Source organism: Photorhabdus akhurstii (genome assembly GCF_018448925.1).
In the GTDB taxonomy this organism is placed as follows: domain Bacteria; phylum Pseudomonadota; class Gammaproteobacteria; order Enterobacterales; family Enterobacteriaceae; genus Photorhabdus; species Photorhabdus akhurstii.
The window spans coordinates 1-12,818 of the sequence record NZ_RCWE01000007.1 but is presented as its reverse complement, the minus strand read 5'-3'; the positions used below and the strand labels follow the sequence as shown (position 1 = coordinate 12,818).

Genomic DNA, 12,818 nt, shown 5'->3' with positions numbered 1-12,818 from the left:
TATTCGTATATCTATGATAGGTGAGAAAAGAAGATATTTTATCATCACGAAAGCCCAAATTTTAAAAGCTACTACCGTTTGTAATAAGACAAAAACGTGATGTAAATTACATAATAAAATTATTACGAGATTGTCACAGTTAAATATTAATCCATTAATAATAGTGCATTTTTCTTATTTCAGGCAGTCAAGCTGTAGACATGTCAGATCAACAACTCATTCATCAATAGGCACGTCAGGCAATTAGTGCCACCCCTTGCGGATGTTTCCGTCTGTGCCCGAAAAGGCGGTGACTACCAACACTTGCTATCTGATAGTTATCTCCCAATCCGCAATAGCATAGCGCCTGTTTTGCCAACTGAGCTAAAAGTCATCATCCAATCTAATCAGAAAAGGTCATTACTTATCACAAATTAAAAATAACTGTCACAGTTCAAGTCATTCAATGCTGAAATCAATCATCATAAATGTGATATCTATCACATTATTAAAATAAAACAATAAAATTAATTTGAAATTATTAATGCTGGTTATTAAATGATTAATATTAATCTATTTTTTATACAATGCTGTTACAAAATAATCACATTGGCCCGTTTTTTGCTTTGTCATATAACCTCTTGTTTTTGCTGCTATCTTAACCAATCCCCTATTTTAGTTGCCCGGTTGATAATCAATCCTAAATATTGATCGTTAAGTTAAATTCGTGGTTAATGCTGTTTCGACATTGTGGAATAGAAAGTCAATGAAAAGCAGTATTTTGGTATTAACGGTTTTTTGTAGCGTAGTCTCAGACAGTCAAGCCGCCGACATCGCAGATCAACAACTCATTCATCAACAGGCCCGCCAGCAAGCGCTGGAGGCGCGATTAGCCCCGCCGCCTGCGGAAGTTCATCTGTCGGTACCGGAAACCGGGGAGTCATCCGCCTTCCCGGTGGAAACCCCCTGTTTTCCTGTCACACATGTAGCATTGGCAGGTACCGGAAATTTCCCGCACTGGTTACCGTTCCGGCGTGTCGCTCAACAGGGCGAAAACCATTGCCTGGGCGATAAAGGCATTAGCCGGCTGATAACCCAATTGCAAGATCAGCTCATTAATCACGGCTATGTCACCAGCCGGGTTCTGGTTCCTCCCCAGGATCTGCGTACCCAAACGCTAAAACTGGTGATGATACCGGGCAAAATCCGGCATATCCGCTATACCCCTGACAGCGGGAAATATATCCAGCGGATAACGCCCTTTCCCGCGCGTGAAGGCAAGCTACTGGATTTACGGGATATTGAGCAGGGATTGGAAAACTTGCAACGTTTCCCGACCGTGCAGGCGGATATGAACATTGTTCCGGCAGCGCAGCCGGGGGAGAGCGATATTGTGCTGGACTGGCGTCAGTCACGGCACTGGCGAGTCGCCACGTATCTGGATGATACCGGCTCCAAAAGCACCGGGCGTTATCAGGGCGGATTCACTTTCTTTCTGGATAACCCGCTGGCGTTGAGTGATCTGTTTTATCTCTCCGGTGGACGCGATATTCATTCATCTGCCGGGAAGGGCAGCCAAAATGACACGCTCTATTACTCTTTGCCCTTCGGCTACTGGATGGCGAGTGTGACGGCCAGTCATTACGATTATACCCAGACGATAGCCGGGCTGAATCAGGCGATCCAATACCGGGGCAAAAGCCAAAACCTGGCGGTTCAGCTTAGCCGTGTTCTGCACCGTAACGCCGACCAGAAAACTCTGCTTAACGGTGAAATTTATCGCCGGACGTCGCGCAATTTTATTGATAAGACCGAAGTTGATGTTCAGCGCCGGGAAACCGCGGGCTGGAAGCTGGGGCTGTCCCATCATCACTTTATCGGCAGTGCGACGCTGGATACCCGGGTGACTTACCAGCAGGGCATGCGCTGGTTTGGCGCACAACCGGCGCCGGAAGAGTACCGCAATGAAGGGACCGCCTTACCCAAAATCACCCAGTTCTCGGCGACGCTGGCCGGGCCGTTAACGCTGTTTTCTCAGCCCTTTTCTTATCAGACCCAATATTTGCGTCAGATAAGCGCCAGCCCATTGACGCCCCAGGATCGCTTCTCGATTGGCGGCCGCTGGACGGTGCGCGGCTTTGATGGCGAGTTGACCTTATCCGCAGATCGGGGCTGGTACAGCCGCAACGAACTGGACTGGCAAACCCCGCTGCGCGGGCAGTCGCTGTATCTGGCAATGGATTATGGCGAAGTGGGCGGCCGGGGCAGCGACGCGCTGCTCGGAAAACACCTGGCGGGGAGCGCTCTGGGCTGGCGCGGCAGCCTGAAAAAGGTGAGCTACGACCTGTTTGTCGGCGTCCCGCTGTCCAAGCCCGCCGGTTTCCAAACTTCCCCCGTCACGGCCGGATTCAACCTGTATTGGCAGTATTAATTCAAATAACAAAACTGCCGGTGGGTAGTGTTGTGTGGAGCAAAAATCATGAACAAGCAGTTATATCGTATTATCTTTAATCAATCTCGCCAGCTGTGGATAGTGGTGGCCGAGATAGCGCGGGCCGGACGGGGAAGAACCGGACGCCGCGCTCATCGCCCCTCTTCACCGCAGCATCGTTGCCGACTCACCGCGCTACGGTTTGGATTGTTATTCGCCCTTGGCGGGATTTCGCTCACCGCGCAGGCGGCGATTGTGGCCGACGGACAGGCGCCGGGCCGTCAGCAGCCCACCATCATTCGCAGCGCCAACGGCACGCCGCAGGTCAATATCCAGACCCCGGGCGCCGACGGCGTTTCCCACAACCGCTACCGCCAGTTTGACGTGGATAAACAGGGGGTTATCCTCAATAACAGCCATGAGGCCACCCAGACGCAACTGGGCGGTATGGTCGCAGGCAATCCGTGGCTAGCCAAAGGGGACGCCAGCGTTATTCTTAACGAGGTCAACAGTCGTGACCCCAGTCACCTTAATGGCTGGATTGAAGTGGCCGGGCATAAAGCCGAGGTGATTATTGCCAATCCTTCGGGCATCACCTGTAACGGTTGCGGTTTCATTAACGCGCATCGCACCACGCTCACCACCGGACAGGCGCTGATGGAGCGGGGCCGATTGAAAGGGTTTGATGTCAATCAGGGGGAAGTGCGGATTGACGGGCGCGGCATGGACAGCACACAGCAAAGTTACACCGATATTATCGCCCGCTCCGTGGCGATTAACGCCAAATTACACGCGCAAGACCTGAAAGTGACTACCGGGCGCAATATTGTCGATGCGACGCATCAGCAGATGGAGAAAAAATCGATTGACGATGAAAAGCACCCGGCGTTTGCGCTGGATGTGGCGGCGCTGGGCGGCATGTACGCCCATAAAATCAGGTTGATAGGCACCGAGGCGGGGGTGGGCGTACATAATGCCGGCAATATCGGCGCGTCTGCCGGGGAGGTCCATATCACCGCCGATGGTCGGATAGAGAACCGCGGTACCCTCAGCAGCCGGGATACGTTGCAATTAACCAGTACCGCAAAGATAGACAATCAGGGCAAACTCCTGTCTCAATCGACGGCGACCTTGCAATCAGGCGAACAACTGAACAATAGTGGTCGGGTTGAGGCACGGGGCAATATCACCGCCAGAGCAGGCACGATACAAAGTGGTCACGGCAGTGTGTGGGCCGCGGGGCTGGATGATAACGGCAACACCACCCGCCCCGGCTCCCTGACCCTGACCGCGCAGCACGTTCAGGCTAATGGCAAAAATCTGGCCACTGATACGCTGACTATCCACAGCCAACAGATTGACCTGAGCGACAGCCAGACGGCGGCCGGGCAAATTCAACTGACTGCCAGTCAATCGGGCATCAGTACCGCTCGCGCTACCGTCAACGCCGACCGTTTTAGCGCGAAAACCCCGGGCCAGTTTAACAACGACAGCGGCCAGTTAGTGGCGCGGGAAATCCACCTCACGACCCCGGATATCTCTAACCTGAAAGGAAAAATTAACCAGACCGGGACCGGTGAACTGGCGCTTAACACCCACGCCCTGAATAACCATGAGGGGATGGTATTCAATCAGGGGAAACTGACCCTCACCACAGACCGGCTTAATAACCGTCAGGGCACTATTGCCAGTCAGGGCGAGGACCTGCATCTGACCGCGCATCAGGCCGATAATACTCAGGGCACCGTGCAACTGGCGGGCAACGGTCAATTATCACTCAATACCCAACGGTGGCTGGGCAATCAGGGCAAACTGCTCACCAATGGCGCCCTGACGATACAGGCCGGTGAACTGCAACTCAACCACGCCGAAACTCAGGCCGGGCAGATAACCGTCAACGCCGACACCCTGAGCCATCAAGGCGGCGTGATGCAACAACAGGGCAAAGATACGCTGTCCCTCACCACTCGGAGGCTGGATAACCAGCACGGCACCCTTGCGGGCAACGGCAACCTGAACCTTAAAGCAACGACCGTCGATAATCGTCACGGCAACATCGTGGCCGCCGAAAAAGGCTCGCTGACACTGGCGGTCAAAGACACGCTGGACAATCAGTCGGGCCGGGTGTTAAGCGGCGGGCAATTAACCCTGCGCGCCGGCGATGTTGATAACACCGGCGGGATAATCGCCGCGGACGGTAAAACCACGCTGACCGGCGCCAGGCTCACTAATACTCAGGGACAGATTGCCGGGAATGGCGGGCTGGACATTCACAGCCGACAACTGATAAACCGCGAGGGGACCTTACAATCCGCCGACGCCCTGACTCTGGATACCAACGGGCAGTTACTGGATAACCAGCAGGGCCAGATTATTGGCGCAGGAAAAACCACAATCACCAGCGGTCAACTGGATAATCGCCACGGTCATCTCCAGGGCGGACAGGTGGCTATCGATACCCGACACGCCGCGCTGGATAACCGGGACGGCAAATTGTTATCCACGGACACCTTAACCCTGAACACTCATCAGCTCGACAATCGTCACGGGCAGGTGCAGGCGGTGGGCGACACTCAGCTTCATGTTGATACTCAAACCGATAACACCGGCGGCCTTATCCGTGGCGGCGCACAACTGACCCTGAACACCGCTCACCTGATTAACCGGGAAACAAAGCAGACGGATAACGGAGTGGAAGCACAAAACCTGACGGTCAACGCTCAACAGGTGGACAATACCCAGGGTGCTTTACGGGCAGCTAACCATCTGCAAGCGAACATCAGCCAGACCTTGAATAATACTCAGGGGCTGGTCTCCGCGGGCAAACAGCTCACTCTCAAAAGCGAGGCCCAGCAACCGCATCTGGCGATTAACAACCGGCAAGGCACGCTGATTGCCGGGGAGCACGCCACGATTAACGCCCATGCTCTGAGCGGTGACGGCCAACTATTGTCGCAGGGCGATATGGCGATCACCTTAACTGAGGATTTTCATCATACCGGCAACACCGCGGCCAATGGCAATCTGACCCTGAAAACGACCGGTAATCTTATCAATGACCGCCAGATAAAAGCCGGTCAGGCGCTGCATCTTGACGCTCACAATCTCACCAATAGTGCCTCCGGTGAAATCAGCGCCGGGCAAACGCAAATCCAGGCTCACGATACCCTGAACAACACCGGACTGATTGACGGCGGCCTGACCCATCTCACTGCTAGCACCCTGAACAATACCGGCACCGGGCGCATTTACGGGGACCAGATCGCCCTCCAGACGAGCACGTTGAATAACACCGCGCAGGATGGCAAAGCCGCCGTCATTGCGGCGCGTGACCGGCTGGATATCGGCACCGGAACACTGAACAACAGTCACCATGCCCAGATTTACAGCGTGGGCGACATGCACATCGGCGGCCGGTTGGATAATACCCTGGCGGCCACCGGTCAAGCCCGTGAACTGAATAACCACGCGGCGACGATTGAAGCCGGGCGCCATTTGAAGATGAATGCCGACCAGATTAACAACACCAACGCCGGGTTAGTGACTCAGGTCGTCGAAACGGAAAAGTCTCAGCATCATGACGCGGTACTGAGCGGCCAGACCACCCGTTACGACTGGTCACAGGTGGACACTTCCCGCCACAATAAATACAAAGTGCACGATGCCATCATGCCGGATGGCAGCCGCAGTAATGACTTTTACGAATATCAGTACACCCGGACCGTCAAGGAAACTCAGGTTAAACAGAGTGACCCCGGTAAAATTCTGGCCGGGGGTAATATCACGCTCAACAGTGCGCAGGTCACCAATCACGACAGCCAAATTATCGCCGGTGGGGCGCTAAACGGGGAGATAGGCGAGCTGCACAATATCGCCACTCAGGGCGAACGCGTGACCACTGATACCGGCAGCCAGACCCACTGGTATGCCAAAAAAACCAAGAAGAAAAAGTTCGGGTTCGGGGGGACCAAAACCTCACAGGGGAAAAGCCGCAGCCATTATGACCCGGCCCCCGTCATAGAAACCCTCGACCTGAAAACGCTGGCCTGGCAGGCGCATACCCGTCCACAGGGTACGAATATCACGATTACAGACCGACAAACCGGTCAGATACATTCTGCCCCCACAGCGGTCACGCCGGTGAACGGTATCAAAAATCAGCCACTGAGTTTGCCCCCGGAGACCGTCAAAGGGCAAACTGTCGACCCGGTAATACGCGTGGTGACGCCCGATACCCGCCTGCCGGATAACAGCCTGTATACCGTGCAACCGGGCAGCGACAGCCACTATCTGGTGGAGACCGACCCGAAATTTACCCAGTACAAACAGTGGCTGGGCTCGGACTATATGCGGCAACAGTTAACGCATGACCCGGCGCTGGTTCACAAACGCCTGGGCGATGGGTTCTACGAACAGCGTTTGGTGCGCGACCAAATCACCCAACTGACCGGCCAGCGCTATCTGCCGGGCTACAACAACGATGAAGCGCAGTTTAAAGCGCTGATGGATGCCGGTATCGCCTTTGGCAAACAGCAGCAATTAACGCCGGGCGTGGCGCTGAGTGCGGCGCAGATGGCGTTGCTGACCTCAGACATTATCTGGCTGACTAACCAAACCGTCACCTTGCCGGATGGCACTACCGAGGTGGTCACCGTGCCGCAGGTTTATGCCCGCGTCCGTCAGGGCGACCTGAGCAGTGACGGCACCTTGCTGGCCGGGAATACCGTGGCGCTCAACAGTCAGGGCGATATCACCAACAGCGGCACAATTAGCGGGCGTGACGTCACCCAACTGACCGCCAACAATCTAACCAACAGCGGCTTTATTCGCGGCGGCAAAGTGGATTTAGCGGCCCAACAGACGCTCACCAACCGGGGCGGCCGGATTCAGGGCGATGACCGGGTGACTCTGACAGGCCGCGATATCACCAGCGCATCGACGGTGCGCGGGGATGAGGCTAACCGCTGGTTAGACCGTCCGGCAGGCATCTATGTGCGGAACGATAAGGGTGCCTTATCGCTGAGCGCCATCAACAATGTGCAATTAACCGCCAGTGACGTCAAGAATGCCGGTAAAGACGGTCACACCGAGATAACGGCAGGCCATGACCTGACGCTGGACGCCTTAAGCACGCGCCGCACAGAGCAAGGGAATTGGGGGAAAGATAACTATCGCCATCTGACCCAACAACAGGATATCGGCAGCCAGATAACCGGCGCCGGTGAGGTGACCCTGCAAGCCGGACATGACTTACAGGCCACCGCCGCCCAGGTCAACGCCGGTCGACAACTGACGGCGCAGGCCGGCAATAACCTGACGCTGACCACCGGGACGGCTTCATCCGATTTAGTGGAGCACAGTAAACAAACCAGCAAAGGCTGGCTGTCGAAATCGTCAGTGGAAACCCACGACGAAGTGCATGACCGGCAGGCGCTCAGCACCACATTCAGTGGCGATAAGGTGAATCTCCAGGCCGGTAAAGACCTCAATATCCGCGGCAGCAATGTCGCCGGTACGCAGGATATCAGCCTGAACGCCGGTCATCAGCTCACCGTCACCACCGCCGCGGAAGCGCACGATGAAACCCATTGGCGGCAGGAGAAAAAATCCGGTCTGATGGGCACCGGCGGGATTGGCTTCACCTTAGGCAAAGCCAGCCAGAAAGTCACCACCGACAGTGACAGCCAGCTGAGTAAAGGCAGCACGGTCGGCAGCAGCCAGGGTAACGTGACCCTCAACGCAGGAGAACAGCTCCGGGTTCACGGCAGTGAGGTGATTGCCGGTAAAGACCTGACGCTGGCCGGTCAACAGGTCGATATCACCAGCGCGGAAAACCGCCATCACACCACGACAAAAACCGAACAAAAACAGAGCGGCTTAACCGTGGCGCTGAGTGGCGCAGCCGGTGGGGCCGTCAACAGCGCAGTGCAAGCCGCCAGAACTGCCCGCACTGAAAGTGACCCGCGAGTGAAAGCCCTGCAAAACACTCAAGCCGCCCTCAGCGGAGTGCAAGCGGCGCAGGCTGGCCGACTGGCGGAAGCTCAGGGCAGTGATGATAAAGGCAATAATAATCTAGCTGGGGTGAGCCTGTCCTACGGTCGCCAATCTTCTCGTTCAGAACAGCAGCACCGCCAGACCACTCAACAGGGCAGCCATCTCACTGCCGGGGATAACCTGACCATAACCGCCAAAGGGGATGGCAAAGGCGCATCAGGCCAGAATGGCGATATCCGTATTCAGGGCAGCCAGTTACAGGCGGGTAAAGACCTGCAACTGAATGCTCACCGGGATATTCAGCTCTCCTCCAGCCAGAACACCGAACAGACCACCGGCAAAAACAGCAGCCACGGCAGCTCGCTGGGCGTGGGCCTGACTGTCGGGCCGGGGGGCACCGGCCTGAGCGTCTCAGCCAATGTCAGTCGGGGCACCGGCCATGAAAACGGCAACGGCGTCAGTCACACTAACACCACGTTACAGGCGGGACAGACCGTCGGGCTGAACAGTGGCCGGGATACGACGCTGAAAGGGGCTCAGGTCAGCGGCGAGCAGATTACCGCCGACGTAAAACGTCATTTGACATTAAGCAGCGAGCAGGACAGCCAGCGCTATGACAGCCAGCAACACAACGCCAGCGCGGGCGTCAGCGCCACCGCAGGTCCCCTCACTAACGGCACAGCGAGCCTCAATGCCAGCCGCAATAAACTGCACAGCAACTATGACAGCGTGCAGGAGCAGACCGGGCTGTTTGCCGGCAAAAGCGGCTATCAGGTTAACGTCGGCGACCACACCCAACTGGACGGCGCGGTGATAGCCAGTCAAGCCGACAAAACCAACAACACCCTGAACACCGGAACGCTGGGCTTCAAGGATATTAAAAATCAAGCGGACTTTACTGTTGAGCAGCAAAGCGCGGGCGTCAGCCTCGGCCAACCCACCGCCGGTCAGGTCCTGAATAATCTGGCGGTCAATGGGCTGAGCGGTTCCCATAACCAGGGCCATGACAGCACCACCACGCACGCCGCCGTCAGCGACGGCAACCTGATTATCCGGGATAAGGCGCACCAGACGCAGGATATCGCGAACTTAAGTCGCGATACCGATAATGCCGCGAATGTCCTGAGTCCGATATTTGATAAGGAAAAAGAACAGCAACGGCTGAAACAGGCGCAACTGATTGGCGAAATCAGCGCCCAGATGACCGAGATAGCCAGTACCGAAGGGAAAATTATCGCCACCAAAGCGGCGAAAGCGAAGCTGGACCATATCAGTGAACCGGACAAAGCCGCAGCCAGAAAAAAACTGGTCGACAGTGGCAATCCACACCCGACTGCGGCGGATATCAATAAGCAAGTTTATGACACCGCTTACACACAGGCGCTGAATGACTCAGGCTTTGGGACCGGCGGAACCTATCAGAAAGCCTTACAGGCCGCTACGGCAGCCATTCAGGGCTTAGCGGGCAACAATCTCGGTCAGGCGCTGGCCGGGGGCGCTTCACCGTATCTGGCAGGAGTGATTAAGGACTTGACTACTGACCCGCAAACCCATCAGGTGGATATCGCCACCAACACGCTGGCCCATGCGATTTTAGGCGCGGTAGCGGCGGAAGTGAGCGGTAACAATGCCCTGTCGGGTGCAGTCGGTGCCGCGTCGGGGGAACTGGCGGCTCAGGTCCTGATTAAGCAACTTTACGGCGACGGGGCCAACGTCAGTGAGTTAACGGAAGAGCAAAAACAAACTATCAGCACCCTTTCCACTCTGGCGGCCGGGCTGGCCGGTGGTATTGCCGGTGACTCCAGCGCCAGTGCCCTCACTGGGGCGCAGGCAGGGAAGAATGCCATTGAGAATAATGCGCTGGCCTCGCGAAATCTGGGTGATTGCCGCACGCTGTCACCGGAAGCGTGCGGTAAGGCCAAAGAATTGAGCCAGCGGATTCTGGATAAAGGTCTGCCGTCGGTTGAAGACATGCGCGGTAAACTGGCATCGTGTCAGGATGACAGCTGCCGTAAAGGGGTCTGGACGGAATATCGGCAGGCCAGTGATGCGACCATCAATACCCTGAAACAGATGGCGTTGAATGGCGAGTTGAGCCGAGAAGAACTGGCGTTCATCAACCATGAGGTGGGTAAAGAACTGGCGGTATCGGGATACCGTGCCAATGACAAGATAGGCCGCTCAGAGCAGAGCAGCTGGTTAAATGGCGGTAGTGGACCCCTCTCCGGGTTCTTTAATACTGAATTGCGTCAGAAGGAGCTGGAGAACGCCGGATTATCTAAAGCGGATGCGGCACAGTACGTTAAGGAAGAGCAGCGTAACCTGTTGTTGCTGGAGACTGCGACCGGAATTATTGGAGGAGCAGCCAGTAATAAGATCCAGGCGAAGCCATCATCTGTATCGTCAACAAAAGGTTCGACGGATAACAAACCCCATGATGAAACTCAACCTGTTAGAGCGCTAGATGTTAGTTCCTATAAGGAGTTAAAATCTCGAGCGAAGGTAGGGGATGGGCTAGAACATGATCACATTCCGTCATTTGCGGCGCTTAAAAAAGCAAAAGAAAATGAACTGGGACGCCCTCTTACAAAGGATGAAACAAAAGCTCTTTACCAAAATGCAACAGCTGTTGAGATACCACGGGATGCACATAAAGCCAGCCCGACTTACGGAGGTAAAAATACTCCGGCTCAAGTTCAGAAAGACGCAATGGATCTTTGTGGTGCAGTATGTCGTGATACTGATGCATTAAGAAAAAATATGATAGAACGTGGTTATGATCCACAATTGGTTGATGACGCGGTTAAGAAGGTCATAGAACGTAATCGTCAAACGGGGGTTATGAAGTGATGATTGAATGGAACAAGTTTACTAGCGTCCTTGGTGTATCGGAATCATCCAAAGAATTTAATGAGCTGTGTCTGGCGATAGGAGAGCAGGCTCAAGTAACACAAGATCCCTTAGAATATAACGACCCAGTGGGACAAACGACATACTATAGCTTTGTTCGTGCGGGGATAGAGATAGGGTTCAGGCAAGGAGGGGTGAATCATATACACTTTTACTTTGATAACAGTGATGGATACGAAAATTTTAAAGGAGTCCTGATCTCAGATATACAAGCGGGATGGGATGAAGAAAAAGTACTTAAAGTACTAGGAACCCCGTTGATGAATGGTGGCGGTAAAACGGATATGCTTCTTGGTTATATTAATAGCTGGGTGAAATATGAATATCCAAAATATGCATTACATCTTCAATTTAGTTCAAATGGCTTATTATGCCGTAGTAGTTTAATACGACTGTAACGCTAAGGTAGCCCTGGGTTAGAACTGCACTCCAAAAGTTAGCTCTTAATTGATTAAAGTGCAGTTTTTATAGGTCTGAGAGCCGTCAGTTGTGCTCAACGAGCCGGATAATCAACTGTCCGTGCTCAACACTGACCTGTACTGGCTGCCCGGTCGCAAAGCCCGCTTCTTCCAGCCAGTTCCCTTTTAAGTGCAAACTGGGGTGCTGGCTGTAATAGCGGGTCATGCCAGTGTGGCGGTCGGCGTGACACCGGCTGATATAGCCGACCTTATAGCGGCGTTGCGCTTTCGAACTGCCTGAATTTACATTACAATCGCGTTCAGCCATAGCTAACTACCTCTGATAGTGGGTTGTGGTTAGCAGCGTTATCCGGGTGGCAGCCCGGTAATGCTGCGTTGATAAAAGTCGTCTCTTCTGTAGCAAATGTCTTCTACGATGTCAGTAACTGCGTCATCTTGGAACGTTTAAGTAAACTGTCCATTAATACAATCAGCGCCTGCTGATCTTCATCCGAAAGCGAATCCATCTGAGTCACGAGCGCCTGTAAACGGGGATTATGTATCTGTGGTGGTGCCATCGGTTCCAGCCCGACGAGTGCATCCAGGCTACTCTGTAATACCTGAGCGATCCTGACCACAGCATCTAGTTGGGGAACAGAAGCCCCCCGTTCCCAACGGTTATACACCCGGCGATCGACATTGAGCAGTTCAGCGAGTCTGGCCTGTGTCATTTTACGGGCCTCTCTGGCTTCCTTTAGTCGCTTGGCAAACAGTTGCATATCTTCCTCACAAATCCAGTTCGGTAATGAGATGTGCATTGTAAGCCCTCCTTTTTAATTGCTTGACTCAATGGCTATATTATAGTCTCATATTAATGCTACTACAATGTCTATTGACAGGTTTTTACAGGAGGTCACTGATGACCCGCGTTCCCGATACCGATTTAGCCCGCTTAAAGCAAACCGTCTCGTTGCTGGGGCTGGCGCGTAAGCAAGGCCGTGCGATGAAAAAACGCGGTGAGGATTATGTGCTGCGCTGTCCGTTCCATCACGAGAAAACGCCCTCAATGGTGATATCGCCGGCTAAGAACCTGTATCACTGCTTTG

6 protein-coding genes are annotated in these 12,818 nt (G+C 54.2%); 4 read left to right on the top strand and 2 right to left on the bottom strand.

Annotated features, from left to right (window positions below):
* Positions 1 to 745: 745 nt before the first annotated feature.
* Genes EAE93_RS10245 through EAE93_RS10235 form a run of 3 tightly spaced genes read left to right on the top strand, consistent with a single transcriptional unit; the run spans position 746 to position 11,712 of the window.
* Positions 746 to 2,410, top strand: coding sequence for a ShlB/FhaC/HecB family hemolysin secretion/activation protein (locus EAE93_RS10245; RefSeq protein ID WP_214039611.1), 1,665 nt, complete (start codon positions 746 to 748; stop codon positions 2,408 to 2,410).
* Between the two features lie 48 nt (positions 2,411 to 2,458).
* Complete coding sequence (locus EAE93_RS10240) at positions 2,459 to 11,254, top strand: hemagglutinin repeat-containing protein (RefSeq protein ID WP_415186283.1); 8,796 nt, start codon at positions 2,459 to 2,461, stop codon at positions 11,252 to 11,254.
* The gene (locus tag EAE93_RS10235) at positions 11,251 to 11,712 is read left to right on the top strand and encodes a hypothetical protein (RefSeq protein ID WP_144408099.1); all 462 of its coding nucleotides are present in this window, start codon (positions 11,251 to 11,253) and stop codon (positions 11,710 to 11,712) included. The genes EAE93_RS10240 and EAE93_RS10235 overlap by 4 nt, the downstream gene beginning before the upstream one ends.
* 85 nt (positions 11,713 to 11,797) lie before the next feature.
* Here the strand turns inward: EAE93_RS10235 and EAE93_RS10230 are convergent, their stop codons facing one another.
* Positions 11,798 to 12,040 carry a SymE family type I addiction module toxin gene (locus EAE93_RS10230; RefSeq protein ID WP_040154758.1) on the bottom strand — a complete coding sequence of 81 codons (243 nt, stop codon included), beginning with the start codon at positions 12,038 to 12,040 and terminating at the stop codon, positions 11,798 to 11,800.
* A gap of 103 nt (positions 12,041 to 12,143) precedes the next feature.
* Entirely contained in the window at positions 12,144 to 12,530 is a 387-nt protein-coding gene (locus EAE93_RS10225) for a helix-turn-helix transcriptional regulator (protein WP_075161656.1), read from the bottom strand.
* A gap of 101 nt (positions 12,531 to 12,631) precedes the next feature.
* Between EAE93_RS10225 and EAE93_RS10220 the strand changes: the two genes are divergently transcribed.
* Positions 12,632 to 12,818 (top strand): CHC2 zinc finger domain-containing protein (locus tag EAE93_RS10220; protein ID WP_214039610.1); only part of this gene is annotated, 187 nt, incomplete at its 3' end.